Annotated in this window: 16 protein-coding genes; 9 read left to right on the plus strand and 7 right to left on the minus strand. The window is 64.6% G+C overall.

Going from position 1 to position 16,764, the window contains the following annotated elements; translation table 11 throughout:
- Positions 1–19: 19 nt before the first annotated feature.
- From C5N93_RS21620 to C5N93_RS21635, 4 genes are all read right to left on the minus strand, one after another.
- Positions 20–277, minus strand: coding sequence for a DUF3567 domain-containing protein (locus C5N93_RS21620; protein WP_069343189.1), 258 nt, complete (start codon positions 275–277; stop codon positions 20–22).
- Between the two features lie 193 nt (positions 278–470).
- Positions 471–1,265: an alpha/beta fold hydrolase gene (locus tag C5N93_RS21625; protein WP_242560847.1), complete on the minus strand. Its 795-nt coding sequence runs from the start codon at positions 1,263–1,265 to the stop codon at positions 471–473.
- A 288-nt stretch (positions 1,266–1,553) separates the two neighbouring features.
- Entirely contained in the window at positions 1,554–2,591 is a 1,038-nt protein-coding gene (locus tag C5N93_RS21630; protein ID WP_242560848.1) for a DUF3108 domain-containing protein, read from the minus strand.
- Positions 2,592–2,984: 393 nt separating this feature from the next.
- Entirely contained in the window at positions 2,985–3,890 is a 906-nt protein-coding gene (locus tag C5N93_RS21635) for an IclR family transcriptional regulator (RefSeq protein WP_242560849.1), read from the minus strand.
- Between the two features lie 170 nt (positions 3,891–4,060).
- Between C5N93_RS21635 and C5N93_RS21640 the strand changes: the two genes are divergently transcribed.
- The 6 genes from C5N93_RS21640 to C5N93_RS21665 all read left to right on the plus strand — a co-directional run bounded on the left by C5N93_RS21640 (position 4,061) and on the right by C5N93_RS21665 (position 11,197).
- Positions 4,061–5,047: a fumarylacetoacetate hydrolase family protein gene (locus C5N93_RS21640; RefSeq protein ID WP_242560850.1), complete on the plus strand. Its 987-nt coding sequence runs from the start codon at positions 4,061–4,063 to the stop codon at positions 5,045–5,047.
- Between the two features lie 412 nt (positions 5,048–5,459).
- On the plus strand, positions 5,460–6,578 hold the full coding sequence (locus tag C5N93_RS21645; protein ID WP_242560941.1) for an ABC transporter substrate-binding protein: 1,119 nt from the start codon (positions 5,460–5,462) through the stop codon (positions 6,576–6,578).
- A gap of 147 nt (positions 6,579–6,725) precedes the next feature.
- Positions 6,726–7,547, plus strand: a complete 822-nt coding sequence (locus tag C5N93_RS21650) for an enoyl-CoA hydratase/isomerase family protein (RefSeq protein ID WP_069344691.1) — start codon at positions 6,726–6,728, stop codon at positions 7,545–7,547.
- Positions 7,548–7,734: 187 nt separating this feature from the next.
- The gene (locus C5N93_RS21655; protein WP_242560851.1) at positions 7,735–8,724 is read left to right on the plus strand and encodes a PhaM family polyhydroxyalkanoate granule multifunctional regulatory protein; all 990 of its coding nucleotides are present in this window, start codon (positions 7,735–7,737) and stop codon (positions 8,722–8,724) included.
- Between the two features lie 215 nt (positions 8,725–8,939).
- Entirely contained in the window at positions 8,940–10,229 is a 1,290-nt protein-coding gene (locus tag C5N93_RS21660; RefSeq protein WP_069344689.1) for a patatin-like phospholipase family protein, read from the plus strand.
- Positions 10,230–10,336: 107 nt separating this feature from the next.
- Positions 10,337–11,197, plus strand: coding sequence for an AraC family transcriptional regulator (locus tag C5N93_RS21665; protein ID WP_242560852.1), 861 nt, complete (start codon positions 10,337–10,339; stop codon positions 11,195–11,197).
- A 107-nt stretch (positions 11,198–11,304) separates the two neighbouring features.
- Here the strand turns inward: C5N93_RS21665 and C5N93_RS21670 are convergent, their stop codons facing one another.
- The 3 genes from C5N93_RS21670 to C5N93_RS21680 form a co-directional block, all read right to left on the minus strand.
- Entirely contained in the window at positions 11,305–11,901 is a 597-nt protein-coding gene (locus C5N93_RS21670; protein WP_242560853.1) for a LysE family translocator, read from the minus strand.
- Between the two features lie 235 nt (positions 11,902–12,136).
- Positions 12,137–12,574 (minus strand): nuclear transport factor 2 family protein, encoded by a 438-nt coding sequence (locus C5N93_RS21675; RefSeq protein WP_242560854.1) that lies wholly within the window; start codon positions 12,572–12,574, stop codon positions 12,137–12,139.
- Between the two features lie 124 nt (positions 12,575–12,698).
- The gene (locus C5N93_RS21680; RefSeq protein ID WP_242560855.1) at positions 12,699–13,358 is read right to left on the minus strand and encodes a chalcone isomerase family protein; all 660 of its coding nucleotides are present in this window, start codon (positions 13,356–13,358) and stop codon (positions 12,699–12,701) included.
- Between the two features lie 685 nt (positions 13,359–14,043).
- Here C5N93_RS21680 and C5N93_RS21685 point away from each other — a divergent pair.
- The 3 genes from C5N93_RS21685 (at position 14,044) to C5N93_RS21695 (ending at position 16,607) form a co-directional block, all read left to right on the plus strand.
- Entirely contained in the window at positions 14,044–14,916 is an 873-nt protein-coding gene (locus C5N93_RS21685) for a ferritin-like domain-containing protein (RefSeq protein WP_170836165.1), read from the plus strand.
- A gap of 183 nt (positions 14,917–15,099) precedes the next feature.
- Positions 15,100–15,603, plus strand: a complete 504-nt coding sequence (gene rfaE2, locus C5N93_RS21690) for a D-glycero-beta-D-manno-heptose 1-phosphate adenylyltransferase (protein WP_242560856.1) — start codon at positions 15,100–15,102, stop codon at positions 15,601–15,603.
- Positions 15,600–16,607 (plus strand): asparaginase, encoded by a 1,008-nt coding sequence (locus C5N93_RS21695; protein ID WP_242560857.1) that lies wholly within the window; start codon positions 15,600–15,602, stop codon positions 16,605–16,607. The genes rfaE2 and C5N93_RS21695 overlap by 4 nt, the downstream gene beginning before the upstream one ends.
- Positions 16,608–16,764: the final 157 nt, after the last annotated feature.

Consider the following 16,764-nt stretch of genomic DNA (forward strand, 5'->3'; position numbering starts at 1 on the left):
ACCGCGTGGGTGACGGCTTTCAATGGAGCACAACCGGGTTCGTCATGAAGTTATCGAACTGACCGAGGAATTCGTCGACTTCGTCCTCGGAAGGTTCGGTGGCAATCAACTTCTGCACTTCTTCACGGAATTGCCGGGCAAGCGAGCCGTCGAGGAAAATCTCACGGCCTGCGGTCTTGTCCACGATTTCATAGCCACCGGCGGACAGCGAATGATTGCCGTTATCGGCGGCAAACTCCACGACACAGTAATTCGGGCTGTTGTAAATCATGAGCATGGCAACTCTCCTGGTGTTCCTGCATGGTCCTTGGTAACCCACATAGGGGCGACGCGGCGCGATTTCAAGAGGCAGTGCCCCATGATTCGCTTATCGGCACACCGGCTGACGAATTCAATGGTTTTGGCCCTCCTTTTATCAAAGGTTCCGCAACAAGTCCCGCAAGTTCCTCATTTCCACCATTTTGCAGGTTTCAGACCTTAGATGCGGCCCCTGCCAAAAATGTTGCAAGGGCTTTGGTTACGAACTGTTTCTGCTCGACGATCGACAAGTGCGCGGCGTCAGGCACGATCTCCAACTGGGCCCCGGCGATCCCGTCGGCGATGCGTCGCGCCACGGCGGGCGGCGTCGAGGGATCGTTCTCGCCCACGAGCACCAGCGTCGGTGCTTCGATTTCCGACAAACGATTTCGCACATCGAACGCTGCCAGAGCTTCGCACGCGGCCGCAAAGCCTTCCGGATCGGCATGCGCCACCAGCGCGCGAATGCGTTCGGCCGTCTCGGGGTGATGTTTGCGAAAACGCTCACCAAGCCAGCGTTCCAATGTGCCGGCGGCGAGTTCCTTCATGCCGTGGGCACGGGCTTTCGCGGCGCGCTCGAGGAAGAGTTTGGCGTCGGCGTCGTCGTAGCCGCACGTGGTGTCGATCAGCGTGAGGCTGGCAATGCGCTCAGGAGCGTCCAGCGCCACCTGCTGGGCGACGGCGCCGCCCATCGAAATGCCGACGAAGTGGGTACTCGGGATTTCCAGCGAACTGAGCAGGGCGGTCGCGTCGACGGCCAGTTGTCCGATGGAATAGGGGCCGCGGGTCACCTCGCTGCGGCCATGCCCCCGACTGTCATAACGCAGGACCCGAAAGTGAGCCGTCAGCTCGGGCACGAGATCGTCCCAGACGGTGAGATCGGCCCCCAACGGATGCGCGAGCGTCAGCCACGGTCCGTGACCCTCCACCGCATAATGAATCGATGCTCCGTTGGCGCTGACTTTCATGGGAGGCCCCCTGGTATCGTCACTACGTTGCGAGGTGATGTCGTCGGGCGTCGATGCGTCGAAAATGCTGTCGGGATGATTCTGATTATGTCAGGAAGATCAGGATCCTGCTGAGCGTTTCGTAGTAGTTGGGCAACACTTCGCCGCGCACCCGCGTCACAGCGGTATCGCTCGAAATTCTAAGGAATCGAAGGGGATTTCTCAGGGGTGGAAAACCCTGCGTGCCGTAGGGGTTGGGGCGGTTCGGACGGGCTAAGTCACCTCAGCTCCCGTTGCGTCCTGGCCCGCTCACTGCGCCGACTTTTCGGTAAAGATCAGCTCGAATTCGGTGCCCGACGGCTCCGTCTGCCTGACACGCACCGGCAACCAGTCGAGCGACGGCGCCAGCCAGATATCCACACGACGCTCATCGCCCGATTTGCGCGGCAAGCGCGTGAAGTGACGCGTCTCCACATAGCCCGTCGGCGTTCTCATCGTCTCGCTGCCGACGTACTGCACCGGCCACACTTCGCTGCTGTCCGTGTCGACCACCGTGAACTCGTGCGTCACGCCGACTTGCGTGTACCGCTCGGGATTGCCTCTCGCGTAGCCGGCCAGTTGCATCATCACGCTGAAGCGGTCCTGCGCGCCGGGGGCGAGGGGGACGGTTTGCCCGGAGCGCGAGAAATGCAGCGTGGACAGCGTGGGGGAGGCATCGCGATGGAAGTCGGTGATGTATTCGGCGCGGCGTCCGCGCTTTTCCACATAACGGGACGGTGCAATGCCGTTGACGTCGTAACCGCCCTCGCTGATGAACTCGAACGTGCCGAAAAAGATGATCGGCACCGAGATGCGCAACTGGTAGCGCCCGTTGTCGTTCACCCAGTGCAGTTGGCCGGTCTGGTTGCGCACGCCGTTCATGAGCGCGTCGTACGTCAGGGTGACGGAGGGCGGCGGGTCGAACTTGTCGCCGTTGGCGGCTGCCGCAGTGAGCGGGATGCTCGGCGGTGCAGCGGCGGCGGACGCCTTCGCGCCGGTCGTATCCCCTGCGCCTGCCGCCGTTTCCGACGCTGCCAGCGGCCCGGGCGTGTCGGTCGCCACCGGCGCGGCGAGCGTGTCGGGCGGGGCTTCGACCGGTGGTGTCGGCTGGGGCGGGCGTGGCTTGACCACCGGCTTGGGCGGTGGTGGTGCGGGCGGCGCTGGCGGCGGTGGAGGCGCGACCGGCTTGAGCGGGATGAGCGTAATCGGAATGCTCGGAATCGGCGTGTCGTCGAGCATCGTGCGATGGCTGGCGACCCAAAGTGCGATGAGCAGATGAACGACGAAAACCGCCGCCAATACGCCCATCCACAGCCTCCAACGTCGGCGCGGGCCCCTTGGGCCTTTCGGTAATTTCGGTGGTTGCTGCCCCTTCGAACACTTCGACGCCTTTGACCCCTTTGACCCCTTTGACCCCTTTGACCCCTTTGACCCCTTTGACCCCGTCGGCGCGAGCGACGTTTGCGCCGAATCCCCGGACGCGTCAGGGCCGACCGGGTTCGGCGTCACGTCGGCATCGGCGTGGCGAGAGGTGTTGGAAGAGCTGGGCGGGCGCGAAGACACGAGAATCGATGAGTCGGGACGTCAGAGCGTCAGGATCGCACATTGAGATGAACTCGGTTCGACAGCGCCCGTTCGGCCGCGTTCGCGGCGCGTCTTCCAGCGTCTTCCCGCGTCGTGTCGGGTGCCGCGGCGCTTCACTCAACGCCGGTTCCCGGGGGCGTGCGCATGCCCGAGGTCGGCCGACAGGTTTTGGGCGAGTGTGCGCAGTGCCGTGTCGATCGGACCGCCCCAACTCGCATCGAAGCGGCTTTCGGGGCCGAGCGCCATGAGGCCCATCACGAGTTGTCCCGTCGCATCGAACACGGGCATGCAGAAGGCGTTGACGGAGGGGAGCACCGTGCCCTCGACCCGCGACGCCCGGTGGGCGCGCACGTCGTCGAGCACGGCATCGTACTGCGCGCGTGTGGCGGGCAGATGGTGACGCGACGCATGCTGAAGATCGGCCAGCGCCGCATCGATGAGCGGCGCCGTCTGACGCGCGGGGAGATAGGCCGCGAACAGGCGTCCGGCGGCGGATTCGAGCATGGGCATGACGTCGCCCAGCCGCAGCGGCACGCGCATCGGGAAGGTCGATTCGAGCCAATGCACCACGGTCGGTCCCTGATTGCCCCACACGGCGATGCCAACCGTCTGATCGATGGCGTCGCGCAGTTCGGTCAGGGCGAAGCGGGCGGCCTTGAAAGCGTCGATCCGGGCGAGGTGTGCGAGCCCCATGCGCAGCGTGAACGGGCCGAGGTCGTAACGTCCGCTCACGGGGTCCTGCACGATGAGTCCGAGCCGCTGGAAGCTCACGAGATAACGGTGCGCCTTGGCGGGGTTCATGCCGGCGGCGTGCGCGAGGTCGCGCAGCATCATCGCGTTCGACGCTTCGGTCAGCACTTCGATCAGACGAAAGCCCACTTCGATGGACTGGATGCCCGAGCGGGTCTTCTCCTCGTCGGGTGCGGCGGCGCTGCCTTCGTTGCCCTCGTCGTTCTCATTGCGGGGCTCGCGATCTTGACCGCTGTCGTGATCCGTCGTGTTGTCGTGTTCAGGCGCTGTCATGTGTCTCTGTCATTGTTATCGTGGCCGCCCGATCTTCCCGGCCGTCGCCGGCGATGCCCTCGGGTAGAATCCTCGGCTTCACGCGTCATTCTATCGGGCCTCGTGCCCGAGACACGACTTGTCCGATTCCTCCGGTCCGAACCCCGAACCCGCTCGCAGACTCCATTGCCATGAAACTCGCTACCCGTAAGGACGGCACCCGCGACGGCCAGTTGATCGTCGTCTCGCGCGACCTGTCGACCGCCTGCATTGCCGACGCCATCGCCCCCACGCTGCAACGCGTGCTCGACGACTGGACGTTCTACGCGCCGCAACTGCACTCGCTCTACACCGAGCTGAACCATGGCCGTGCGCGCAACACGTTCGCGTTCGACCCTGCCGAATGCATGGCGCCGTTGCCGCGCGCGTATCAATGGGCGGACGGCTCCGCCTATGTGAACCACGTCGAGTTAGTGCGAAAGGCGCGCGGCGCCGAAATGCCGCCCGAGTTCTGGACCGATCCGCTCATGTATCAGGGCGGCAGCGACGACTTCATCGGGCCGACGGACGACATCGTCTGCGCGTCGGAAGACTTCGGCATCGACTTCGAAGCCGAGGTCGCGGTCGTGACGTCCGACGTGCCGATGGGGGCGAGCCCGGCGCGTGCACTCGAAGGCGTGCGTCTGCTGATGCTGGTCAACGACGTGAGCCTGCGCAACCTGATTCCGGCGGAACTGGCCAAGGGCTTCGGTTTCTTCCAGAGCAAGCCGGCGAGCGCGTTCTCGCCGGTGGCCGTTACGCCCGACGAGTTGGGCGACGCGTGGCGCGAGGGCCGCGTGCATCGTCCGCTCATGGTGAAGTGGAACGACAGGAAGTTCGGCGCACCGGAGTGCGGCGAGGACATGGTGTTCGACTTCGGGCAACTGGTGGCGCACGTGTGCAAGACGCGCAACGCGCGTGCCGGGACCATCGTCGGTTCGGGCACGATCTCGAACAAGGACCGCAGCCGGGGCAGCGCCTGTATCGCCGAGAAGCGCATGCTGGAGACCATCGAGAAGGGCGCGCCGGAGACCGCCTTCATGCGCTACGGCGACCGGGTGCGTATCGAGATGTTCGACGCGCAGGGCAAGACGATCTTCGGCGCCATCGATCAGGCGGTTGCCCCGCTGGACGAGTAAGCGGCGGCGTTTGATTGGCCTCGTCGCCCACGCGGCTCGTCATCGGCTGTGTCGGTCTGATGTCGGTCTTGTGTCGCTTCATGTGATCGATGCGCGCCGACACGGCAGCACGCCCGACCGCCCGGACGGGAAAATGAACCGGGCCGAACGCCGCGTCCGGTAAGGCTTTGCGGGGTGTCAGGGGGTAACGTCATAGGGTGAACCCGGATATGGCGGGGAATTCTGGCTCCGCTATTCTTTGTCTCCTTGAGTCGGTGTGACTGCCTGGCAGGTTCGCGCACCGGCCCTAACTTTCGCCAGCGCGGCGCGCGGTGTCCGTCTTGAGACACCGGCGTTAGAGAACAACACCAGCGCCGGCCAGACCAGGAGATTTTCCATGCGAAACCCCGTGCGCACTGCCCTGCTGGGTGCGATGTTGCTGGCGTTGGCCGGCGGCGCTGCCGCTCAGGTCAAGATTGGCGTGAGCATCTCGCTCACCGGCCCCGCCGCTTCGCTCGGCCTTCCCGCGCGCGACACGATCAGCATGCTGCCGAAGGAAATCGGCGGCGAGAAGGTCGACTACATCGTGCTGGACGACGCGTCCGACACCACGACCGCCGTTCAGAACACCAAGAAGCTCATCTCCGAGAACCACGTCGACGCCATCATCGGCTCGTCGATCACGCCGAACACGCTCGCGATGCTCGACGTGATCGCTGCCGGCACCACGCCGACGATCTCGCTCGCTTCGTCCGCCCGCATCATCGAACCGGTCGACGCCAAGCGCTACTGGATGTTCAAGACCCCGCAGACCGACGCGCAGATGGCCTCCGCCATCGCCGAGCATGCGAGCCGTCACGGCGTGAAGACGATGGCCTTCATCGGTCAGGGCGACGCGCTGGGCGAAGCCTTCTACGAAGAAGTCGCCAAATTCGCCGCCCTGCACAAGATCAAGATGGTCGCGAGCGAGCGCTTCGCCCGTACGGACCCGAGCGTGACCGGCCAGATCCTCAAGATCATGGCGCAGAACCCGGATGCCGTCGTCGTGGGTGCCGCGGGCACGCCGGCCGCGCTGCCGCCGAAGGCGCTCGCCGAGCGCGGCTACAAGGGCCTCGTGTATCACAATCACGGCGTGGGCAATAACGACTTCCTGCGCGTGTGCGGCAAGGACTGCAACAACACGTACCTGCCGGCCAGCCCGGTGCTCGTGGCATCGCAACTGCCGAACGATCATCCGGCCAAGGCCGTGGCGCTCGACTACATCAAGAAGTTCGATGCCAAGTACGGCGCCGGCAAAGTGGCCGCCTTCGGCTCGTATGCCTGGGATGCCGGCATTCTGCTCCAGCGTGCGATTCCGATCGCGCTCAAGAGCAACGCCAAGCCGGGCACGCCGGAATTCCGCAAGGCCCTGCGCGACGCACTGGAAACGAGCAAGGATGTCCACGTCTCCAACGGCGTGGTCAACATGAGCCCGACCGATCACCTCGGCCTCGACCAGCGTGCGCGCGTGATGGTCAAGATCGACAACGGCAAGTGGGTGATTGCGCCGTAATCTCGATGACGACCCTCTGAATGCGAGACGGTACGAGACGATACCGACCGCTCGCATCGACCTGTTGACCGTCGGCGGCGCTGGCCTGTGTCGGTGCCGCTGTTCCATCCCCGCCTGTGCGGGGATATTTTTTTGGAGCGGTAAGCCATGTCGCAAGACCCGTATCAACACTATCAGTCGCTGCAATTCAAGCGGCATCCGAACGGCGTGCTTGAACTCATCATGGGCGCCGGTGCGAACAAGAGCGGTCTGTCGACGGCCGACCACCGCATGCATCAGGAACTGGCCGACGTGTGGCGCGACATCGACCGCGACACCGAAACGCGTGCCGTCGTGATCCGTGGCGAAGGCAAGGGCTTCTCCGGCGGCGGCGATCTGTCGCTCGTGGAAGACATGGCCGACGATTTCGCTGTGCGCGCCCGTGTCTGGCGCGAAGCGCGCGACCTCGTCTACAACGTGATCAATTGCAGCAAGCCCATCGTCTCGGCGATGCACGGCCCGGCCGTCGGCGCAGGGCTGGTGGCGGGCCTGCTCGCAGACATCTCGATCGCGGCGAAGACGGCGCGCATCATCGACGGGCATACGCGTCTCGGCGTAGCAGCGGGCGATCACGCCGCCATCGTCTGGCCGCTGCTGTGCGGCATGGCGAAGGCGAAGTACTACCTGCTGCTGTGCGAGCCGGTGACGGGCGAGGAGGCCGAGCGCATCGGCCTCGTGTCGCTCACGGTCGACGAGGCGGACCTGCTGCCCAAGGCATTCGAAGTCGCCGACAAGCTCGCGCGCGGCTCGACGACGGCGATTCGCTGGACGAAGTACGCGCTCAACAACTGGCTGCGCAGTGCCGGGCCGTCGTTCGATGCGTCGCTGGCGCTCGAATTCATGGGCTTCGCCGGCCCGGACGTGCGCGAAGGCATCGCCTCGCTGCGCGAACGCCGTGCGCCGGACTTTGGCGGAGACGCGCCGTTCTGAAGGCGTCTTTCCGTCCCTTTCGGTGGCTGCCCGTGTGCAGTCCCTGCCGCCGCTCGGGACGCCTCTGCCGACCGTCCCTTTTTGACACACCACTGGCGCACGCTCGGCGTATGATCGATAGCCATACGCCCCGTGCGCCTGGCTTGGCCGGCAAGCCGTGCGTCCCCGACCGTGACTGGAGATCGTAATGAGCGATTCGACGAGTGCCATGCCGAACGGCTTCGACATTCTCAAGAAGATGTGGGAGGCTTTCAGCCCGCCCGCGACTTTCACCTCGCCGCTGACGCAATTGATGCAGAGCGCCGCGCCGTTGCTCGATCCCAACGAAATCGAGAACCGTATCGCCGAGATGCGCGCCGTCGAGCAGTGGCTCACGCTGAATCTGAACGTGCTGCGCTCGACCATTCAGGCGTTCGAAGTGCAGCGCGCGACGTACGCCACGCTGCGCGCCTTCGGCACGGGCAGCTTCGGTGCGACGGGGACTACAGGGGCGGCAGGCGCGTCGGACACCGGGACTGCCGACACGAGCAATAGCAGTGCGTCGAACTTCTGGCGCTCGCCGTTCGCCACGCCGGAATCGGCGCAGGACGTCGAACCCGCGCCCGAGGCCTCGGCAAGCGAGGCTGAGCCGGATGAGTCGGATGCACCGCCGGAGACGGAAGGCGGGCCGGACGCCGAACCGCAGGGCGCAGGTGCTTCGTCGTCGCCGTTCGCCCAGGCGAGCAGCGCTTACGGCGCGCTCGACCCGTCGATGTGGTTCAACGCGATGCGGGCGCAATTCGACCAGATTGCCGCCGCCGCACAAGCCGCCGGTGTCTCGGCCGCGCAGATGACGGAAGCCGCAGCGGCCCAGATGTCCGAAGCGGCCACCAAGGCGACGCATGCGGCGAGCGGCGCATCGAAGGCCGCGGCGGGAGCGTCGTCGACCGCCGGCAAAGCCTCCGGAAAGACCGGTGCTGCGGCGAAGAAGCCCGCAACGAAAACGGCTGGCAAGACTGCCGCAAAGCGTGCACCGGCCAGCAAGAAGACGCCCGCGAAATCGGCAGCCGTGAAGACGTCGGCCAGGACATCGACGAAAACCGCCACCGGGACGTCGGCAAAGGCAACGGACAAAGCCACGGACAAGGTGGCCAAGGCGCCGTCCGCGACGGGCAAGCAGACTGCCTGGAAGTGGTGAGCGTCGTCGGGCGGCGAGGATTGCCGATGATCGTTGACGATTGTCGTAAGCCCGGCGAATCACGGAGCAGGCGAATCGACGGATACGCAGGATCGCAAGGACGGAGAAGGGATAGTTGCACGGGGAGACGACAGCGGCGTTGACGGCGAGATCCGTCGGCATACGCGGCTGACGCGACACAAAGCAAAACGAGAGCGAAGGCAGGAGGAGGCCCCATGATCTCAGGCGAACGTACCGGTCTCGTCCTGATGGGCGGCGGCGCACGCGCTGCGTATCAGGTCGGCGTGCTCGCGGCGATTGCCGCCATTCAGCGCGAGGTCCTGCCGTCGCGGCGAGCGATCCCGTTTCCTGTGGTGTGCGGCACCTCGGCCGGCGCCATCAATGCCGCAGCGCTCGCGTCGCACGCCGACGATTTCCAGCACGGAGTAATGAAGCTCGACGCCGTCTGGCGACAGTTCCACGCGGGGCAGGTGTTCCGCGCCGACTCTCTCGGCATGGCCGGGACCGGCGCGCGCTGGCTCGCCGCCCTGTCGCTGGGCTGGGCGTTGCGCCGCTCGCCGCGCTCGCTGTTCGACTGGTCGCCGCTCGCCGACATGCTGCGTCAGGCCATCCGTCTTGACCGGCTGCCGGAGGTTTTCGCTTCCGGCGCGCTCGAAGCGTTGTCGGTCACTGCGCTGTCGTACTCGTCCGGCAAACACGTCACCTTCTATCAAAGCGCCGAGCCGATTCAGGCATGGAAGCGTTCGCTGCGGCTGGCGCGTGCCGTGCCGCTGACGGTGGAGCATTTGCTGGCGTCGAGCGCGATTCCGTTCCTGTTTCCCGCCATCGAACTCGATCTCGACGGACAGCCGGAGTACTTCGGCGATGGCTCGATGCGGCAGATCGCGCCGCTCAGTCCGCCGATCCATCTGGGCGCGACGCGGGTGCTCATCATCGGCGCCTCGCATGGGCAGTACGGGCTGGACAGCAGCGGCGAGCGCATCGGCGGTTATCCGAGCCTCGCGCAGATCGGCGGTCAGGCGCTGGCCAGTGTGTTCATCGACGGCTTGTCGGCGGATCTGGAACGCTTGCAGCACATCAACAACGTGCTGCGTTACGTGCCCGAGGCGCAGCGCGAGTCGAGCGGGTGGCGTCCCATCGACACGCTGCTGATTTCGCCGAGCCAACGGCTGGAGCCGATTGCGGCACGTCACCTGAAACAGCTGCCGCGCGCGGTGCGCACGATGCTCGGCGCCATCGGGGCCGACGCCGAACGCGGTGCGGCCTTTGCGAGCTACTTGCTGTTCGAGTCGTCTTACACGCAGGAGCTCATCGCGCTGGGCGAGGCCGACGCCTATGCGCAGCGCGACGCGCTTGCCGCCTGGCTCGTGGCCGAAGCGGATGGCACCAGCCCGCTCGACGACGTCGAGGCCGGTGCGGTCGGCGGAGCCGAGCCGCCCGCGAACTCGCCGCTGTCGATCGATCCGGATGCGGCGGTCGCCGATACCGGAAAGCCTGCGGCGTAGGACGCGATGCTTTTCGTCAGATCGGCGCGCATCGGGTCACGTCGTTGCCGCCACTTGCCTTGCCGGACATCCCGTCCGAATCGTTGTCGTTATTGAATTCAGTGCCAATGCCGAAGCCCTCACACGCCGCTGCCGCCCATATCGACTGCCCGTATCCGTCGACCTTCTGGCGTGATCCGTCGCTCCCGTTTCTCGAAGCCCGTGAGGTGCTCGACGGACGTCGCGTGTGCTACGCGCTGCACAGCCATGAGACGTTCTCCATCGGCGCGGTGACGGGCGGGCGCAGCACCTACCTCAACGGACGGGCGCGGGAGACCGTGGGGCGCGGCAGTGTGGTCGTGATGAACCCCGACGCCGTGCACGCCTGCAATCCCATCGGGGACGAAGCCTGGGCCTATCGCATGTTGTTCGTCGATACGACGTGGTTGCGTGATTTGCAGCGCGAACTCGGGTTCGGGCACGGGCAGGATCTGCACCTCTTCGATCCGATGTCATCGACCGATCCGGCGCTCTACGACGGGCTGAACCGGCTTTACAACGTTTGCACCGATGCGTCGCGCGACCGGCTGGAGCGCGAGAGTGTGGTGCAGCAGTTCTTCATCGACGTGCACGAGCGACTGAACCCGGCGCCCAAGCCGATGCGGGACGATTCGCACAAGCTCGGCCGCGCGGCAGATTTCATCCGGGCCCATTGCTGCGAAGCGCTCACGCTCGCGCAGATTTGCGATGCAGCAGGGCTTTCGGCGTCGTACCTCACGCGAGCGTTTCGCGCGCAGTACGGCCTCACGCCGCACGCGTTTGTCATGAATCAGCGCATTCAGTACGCGCGGGCGCGATTGCGTCGCGGACATGCAATTGCCGAGGTGGCGCTCGATGCGGGCTTCGCCGATCAGGCGCACTTTCAGCGGACCTTCAAGCAACTGCTGGCCGCGACGCCCGGGCATTACCGCGACACGCGTGCGGTATGAGGCGATGGGGCGCGATAGGGGTGATGGAGGGCGATAGCACTCCCCATACGTGAACGGGCGCCGTCATCCCGCCACAATCCAGCCGCAGTCCGGTCGCCGTCCGACCGTCATCCCGCCGCCACCAGATACGCGGCACTTGCCGCCAGCAGCGCGGCCATCCCCCGGTTGAGATAACGCATGCGCTTCGCGTCGCGCATGTGATGCCGCAGCATCGCCCCCGCCGCAGCCCAACAACCGACCGACAACCAGCACACGACAAAGTAGATCGCCGCGAATTGCCAGATGCGTGCGGGGTCTCCGCCGGTGTACGCCCCCATGCCGGCCAGTGCCGCGAGCCAGGCCTTCGGGTTCAGCCACTGCATGACGGCGCCGCGCGACATCGTGGGGCCACGCTGCGTTTGCCTGTCATCGGGAGAGGCGAGTTCGCCGTCGTCGACCGCCAGCTTGTAGGCCATGTACAGCAGGAACGCTACGCCGAACCACCGGATCGCGTGCATCAGTATCGGCATGCGTTGCAGCAGTTCATAGACGCCGAAACCGACCGCGACGAGTAACACCACGAAGCCGACCGTCGCCCCGGTCACATGACGCAGACTCGGCATGAGGCCGTAACGCGCCCCCGAGCCGAGCGCGACGACGTTGACTGGCCCGGGGGTAATGGAAGCCGCCAGCGCGAAGGCGGCCATCGAATAGAAAAGGGTCATCGGAATCCTCGTTGCAGGCACGTCCGCAAGATGGCGGGGAGTGCGAGGTTCCAACGGTAGGCTGACTCGCGCGTCGCGTATTGAAGAAAACTGCCCTTTGCGGGCTACGACAGGATGGCGTGACGCTGGCCGCTATCGGAGGCTGTCCGTCGGCGCGGCGTGTCGTGCGGCCATGGTCTGCGCTGAGGTGGCAGGAACGACGATGGGCGAGATGGTCGATTGGCGGCGTCGTGGCTCAGAGAAACAACCGGTGACGGAGCCAGCGGATCAAGCGTCCAAGGAAGGGAAGCTTCAGGTAGAGGTCTTCCGTGGCGTCCCAATAGTCGCGTTGATAGGCGACGCGGCCGTCCACGGCGAGGCGCAGGTGTGAGGCGCCGTGAATGATCTGTTCGTCATCGAGCCAACGCCTGGTGTGGAAGTGGAGATTCCAGACGAGCAGCGCCTGATTGTGCTGCAAGAGTTGCGCCGTCACCTCGACGCGCGGCACTTCGAGGCGCTCGAACATGCGGGTGAGGAGTCCGGCCACTTCGGCGGCGCTACGCACTTCGTGAAGTGGTGTCTTGACATAGACGTTCGGCGTGTAGAACTCGCCCAGATTGCCGATGCTCTGGCGCGTAAGGGTTTCGAAGTAGTGCGTGAGGCGCGTGAGGGCCGCCGTGTGGTCGATGTCCATCGATGCATAGATCCCGTAGATGCACAGGCACGCGGAACCGACGCCGCGCGGGATGAACGGCACGGATCGGCAGGGAAGGTGCCGCCATTTCGTCGGGCTCGCCTGGCGAGCGCCACCGGTTCGCTCAGCGCGCGTCGCTGATCAGTTCCGCACGCAAGTCGGGGGCGCTGGTACGCGGGTCCAGCCAGATGGCGAAGAACGCGCGACCGAAGGCGTCGCCCGCGATCTGGCCGATGAGCTTGCCGTCGGAGAAGAAGCGTGTGCCGTCACCCGGCCGGAAGACGCCTGTGATGTGCTGTCCCGCCGACACGTCCGGCAGAATGCGGGCGAGTTCGTCGGCCCAGCGCTGCCGTTCCTCGTCCGTACCCACTTGCAGCTTGCTCATCTCGATCAGACTGCGCTGCACGAGCGTGTGCGACTTGAAGCTGCGCGCGTAGCGTACGTCGAGCACGAGCGGATGCGCGCTCCAGTTCGCGTTGATGCGCTCGGCGCCGGAGAAGAGCGACGCGTCGTAAAGATGGAAGCCCAGTCGCGAGAACGACCCCTGACCGACCAGATGGGCGGCCGGAATCTCTTGCGAGGCCAGTTGGCCGACGTCGAACGCGTATGCGCCCGGGGCCGTCGCCACCGCCATCAGAAGACAGGCGGTGCGTAGCCATGCGACAAAGTCGGGGCGCAATGTGAGGCGTGATGTGATGAGTGACGTGACGTGTGCCGCAACGTGCGTCGGCGGCGTCACGCATGCCCGGTTCGCCCGGTCTGCCTGGTGTGCTCGAAGTGCCATGCTCGGCTCCTTATCGGACAAGGATCCAGTCGAGTCGGTAGGCCCGTTGGCGGCGCTCGGCTCGTTCCGCCGTGGCGCCTGCCCATCATGCATGTTGCGTAATTGCGACTGAGAACTATCCTCAAAGCGGGGAGCCGCTGCCGGACGGGGCATCGCAAATGCGGAACGATTGCTTTCTAGCGTAGACCATCGGACGCTGCCCGCGCAGGCCCGTGGCACAAGGACATACCCTGACGCACCGCCGTGGGGCGTCCGTCGGAAGACGTGTCGGACGTCGGACTGGCGGGGCACCGGAGCGTGTTCGGTGACGTGTGCGGAAAAACCTGTCGCCCTCTGAGCTTAGGGGCTTTCCGTGACAATTTGACAGGCGTCAAAATTACGACGCATTACCGTCACGTGAGTGTCAAACGTCACGGTAATGAAGGGGAATTATGTTATGATTCAAGAGTTTGCCCATATTTTAGTAGGGTCGCTCTAAGCCATATCGCCAGGATGCGGCCAGATAACAGGCGTGAAATCGCCGTCCTTATGCGACGGCAGGGTTCAAGACGTGGAACCGGACGGCGGGGGCCGACCGTGACACGCTCACCGTTTTGTCTGTCGAAATTCGGCGTAAACTTTCACAATACTATCTTGAGTCCTGGTGTAAGGTCTCGCGACCTTGGGGGTAATTGAAATGACCGAAATGCTGTATCCCGAACTGTACAAGTCGCTGGAGGCAGTGCGTTGGAACATGGAAAGCGATATTCCGTGGGACAAGTTCGACGCGAGCCAGCTCACCGACGATCAGGCGCGCACCATCAAGATGAATGCCATCACGGAATGGGCCGCACTGCCGGCGACCGAGATGTTCCTGCGCGACAACCGTGACGACAGCGATTTCTCCGCCTTCATGAGCGTGTGGTTCTTCGAAGAGCAGAAGCATTCGCTGGTGCTGATGGAATACCTGCGCCGCTTCCGCCCGGATCTCGTGCCGACCGAAGCGGAACTGCACGCCGTGCGTTTCCCGTTCGATCCGGCCCCGCCGCTCGAGACGCTGATGCTGCACTTCTGCGGCGAGATTCGTCTGAACCACTGGTACCGCCGTGCTGCCGAGTGGCACACCGAGCCGGTCATCAAACATATCTACGAAGTCATCTCGCGCGATGAAGCCCGTCATGGCGGCGCTTATCTGCGTTACATGAAGAAGGCACTGACGAATTTCGGCGACAACGCACGTGCGGCATTCGCGAAGATCGGTGTGTTGATGGCGGCGGCGCGTCGTACCGAAAAGCCGCTGCACCCGACCAACCTGCACGTGAACAAGGATCTGTTCCCGAACGACACGGTGCAGTCGCGTCTGCCGGAGCCGGAGTGGCTCGAACACTGGCTCGACGAGCAGATCAAGTTCGACGACAGCTGGGAAAAGAAGGTGGTCGAGCGCATTCTGCACAACATGTCGCTGCTGTTCGAGCGCACGTTTGCGACCGCGCAGGACCTGAACCGTTATCGCAAGGAAATCACTGTCCGCCTGGCGGCAGTGGCTGCACCGGCACCGGCCGTGGCGGCGTCGGCATAAGTCGGCATGGCATTCGCGATCGCACGATAGATAGTGCGGTAATGCGGTAATCGCAAAAAAGGGGCTTCGGCCCCTTTTTTGTTGCACCGGTGCATGGTGATGCAGGCGGTGAGTCGGGTCGTGGGACAATAGCGCCCATCGGCGCGTCGGCAGCGAATCGCGCACTTACTTCGATCGATCGTCATGTCATCTTCCCAAGTCATTTCTCCGGCCGATTTCGAGGCCAAGATTCTCTCGCGCGAAGCGCTGGCAGCGTTGGCGCCCACATTGCCCCGCCCGCTCGTGTTCACCAACGGCGTGTTCGACATTCTGCATCGTGGTCACGTGACCTATCTCGCGCAGGCGCGCGCGTTGGGGGCATGCCTTGTCGTCGCCGTGAACACGGACGCCTCCGTGCGAACGCTCGGCAAGGGCGACGACCGCCCGATCAACAACGAGAACGACCGTGCGGCGTTGCTGGCCGCGCTGCAAAGCGTCGACTATGTGGTGACGTTCGGTGAATCGACACCTGAAGCACTGATCGCGGCGGTGCGTCCCGACATCCTCGTGAAGGGCGGCGACTACGACATGGACAAGCTGCCGGAGTCTGCGCTGGTGCGTGGCTGGGGCGGCAAGGCGGTGGCCATTCCGTTCGAACATCAGCGCTCGACGACGTCGCTGCTCAAGAAAGTGCGAGCCCAATCATGACGCTCGCGCCGCTCGTAGAAGTCACGCGTGGCGCGAACGGCGTCGATACGGTCGAGTGCGTGCATTACGGCTCGGTGGCCGTCGTCGACGCTCAGGGGCGCCTTCGATATGCCGCGGGCGATCCGTCGTTCCTCACGTTCTCTCGCTCCACGCTCAAACCGTTTCAGGCGTTGCCGTTCGTGGAAGGCGATGGCGTCGCTCACTTCGGGCTGACGCAACCGGAGCTGGCGCTGCTGTGCGCGAGCCACTCGGGGGAATCGTTTCACGTCGACGGCGTGAAAAGCCTGCTGAGTAAAGCCGGATGCGACGAGCATCATCTGCAATGCGGATGCCACGTGCCGACGTTCTATTCGGCCACCGGCAAGCGCGCGCCTGCCGATCTCAAGCCGACGTCCCTGCATCACAACTGTTCGGGCAAGCACGCGGGTTTTCTCGCCTATTGCGCACAGCACAACCTGCCGCTCGATACCTATCTCGATCCCGCGCACCCGTTGCAGAGGAAGATTCGCGCACGCGTGGGCGATGTCGTGGGTGTCGATGGCGATGCGCTGCCGCTCGGGATCGACGGTTGCTCCGCCCCGAATTACGCGTTGCCGCTCGATAAGCTGGCTGCCGCGTATGCGCGCCTTGCCGCCAGCGACGACGCAGCGCTCTCGACGCTGTTCGCTGCGATGACGCAGCAGCCCGAAATGGTCTCAGGCACCGCGCGTAACGATCTCGCGTTTATGCGCATGGCTCCCGGCGACTGGGTGGCGAAGATCGGTGCTGACGGCGTGCAAACCATCGGTGTGCGCTCCGCCGGACTGGGGATCGCGATCAAGGTTGTCGACGGCAACATGCGCGCGCTCTACACCGCTGCGGTTGCCGTGCTCAAGGCGTTGGGGCTGGTGGACGCGCCCGAGGAAACCGGCCTCGCCCCGTGGGTGTCCCCGGTGGTGAAGAACGCACGTGGCACACAAACGGGCGTGGTGCGACCGGTGGTGGCGCTCAAACGTGTTGCTTAATGCGGTGGTAGCGCGGCGCTTGACAGGGGCGCCAACAAGCGCTCCCGATGGGGCCGCGAATCAGACCGTTCACGACGCCGGCCATTCGCCCATGAATGGACCTGTTAATGAGCCCGTCAATGAACTCGTTAGTGGACTCGTTAATGGACTCATTAAT

The organism is Pandoraea sp. LA3 (genome assembly GCF_022696215.1).
GTDB classification, from domain to species: domain Bacteria; phylum Pseudomonadota; class Gammaproteobacteria; order Burkholderiales; family Burkholderiaceae; genus Pandoraea; species Pandoraea capi.

Excerpts from the sequence above, each read along its gene's own strand:
- C5N93_RS21655 (WP_242560851.1), top strand. The coding sequence starts at position 7,735 with ATGAGCGATTCGACGAGTGCCATGCCGAACGGCTTCGACATTCTCAAG.
- C5N93_RS21675 (WP_242560854.1), bottom strand. The coding sequence starts at position 12,574 with ATGGACATCGACCACACGGCGGCCCTCACGCGCCTCACGCACTACTTC.
- C5N93_RS21695 (WP_242560857.1), top strand. The coding sequence starts at position 15,600 with ATGACGCTCGCGCCGCTCGTAGAAGTCACGCGTGGCGCGAACGGCGTC.
- C5N93_RS21685 (WP_170836165.1), top strand. The coding sequence starts at position 14,044 with ATGCTGTATCCCGAACTGTACAAGTCGCTGGAGGCAGTGCGTTGGAAC.
- C5N93_RS21635 (WP_242560849.1), bottom strand. The coding sequence starts at position 3,890 with ATGACAGCGCCTGAACACGACAACACGACGGATCACGACAGCGGTCAA.
- C5N93_RS21625 (WP_242560847.1), bottom strand. The coding sequence starts at position 1,265 with ATGAAAGTCAGCGCCAACGGAGCATCGATTCATTATGCGGTGGAGGGT.
- C5N93_RS21630 (WP_242560848.1), bottom strand. The coding sequence starts at position 2,591 with ATGGGCGTATTGGCGGCGGTTTTCGTCGTTCATCTGCTCATCGCACTT.
- C5N93_RS21640 (WP_242560850.1), top strand. The coding sequence starts at position 4,061 with ATGAAACTCGCTACCCGTAAGGACGGCACCCGCGACGGCCAGTTGATC.
- C5N93_RS21680 (WP_242560855.1), bottom strand. The coding sequence starts at position 13,358 with ATGGCACTTCGAGCACACCAGGCAGACCGGGCGAACCGGGCATGCGTG.
- C5N93_RS21645 (WP_242560941.1), top strand. The coding sequence starts at position 5,460 with ATGTTGCTGGCGTTGGCCGGCGGCGCTGCCGCTCAGGTCAAGATTGGC.
- C5N93_RS21620 (WP_069343189.1), bottom strand. The coding sequence starts at position 277 with ATGCTCATGATTTACAACAGCCCGAATTACTGTGTCGTGGAGTTTGCC.
- C5N93_RS21660 (WP_069344689.1), top strand. The coding sequence starts at position 8,940 with ATGATCTCAGGCGAACGTACCGGTCTCGTCCTGATGGGCGGCGGCGCA.
- C5N93_RS21650 (WP_069344691.1), top strand. The coding sequence starts at position 6,726 with ATGTCGCAAGACCCGTATCAACACTATCAGTCGCTGCAATTCAAGCGG.
- C5N93_RS21670 (WP_242560853.1), bottom strand. The coding sequence starts at position 11,901 with ATGACCCTTTTCTATTCGATGGCCGCCTTCGCGCTGGCGGCTTCCATT.
- C5N93_RS21665 (WP_242560852.1), top strand. The coding sequence starts at position 10,337 with ATGCCGAAGCCCTCACACGCCGCTGCCGCCCATATCGACTGCCCGTAT.
- rfaE2 (WP_242560856.1), top strand. The coding sequence starts at position 15,100 with ATGTCATCTTCCCAAGTCATTTCTCCGGCCGATTTCGAGGCCAAGATT.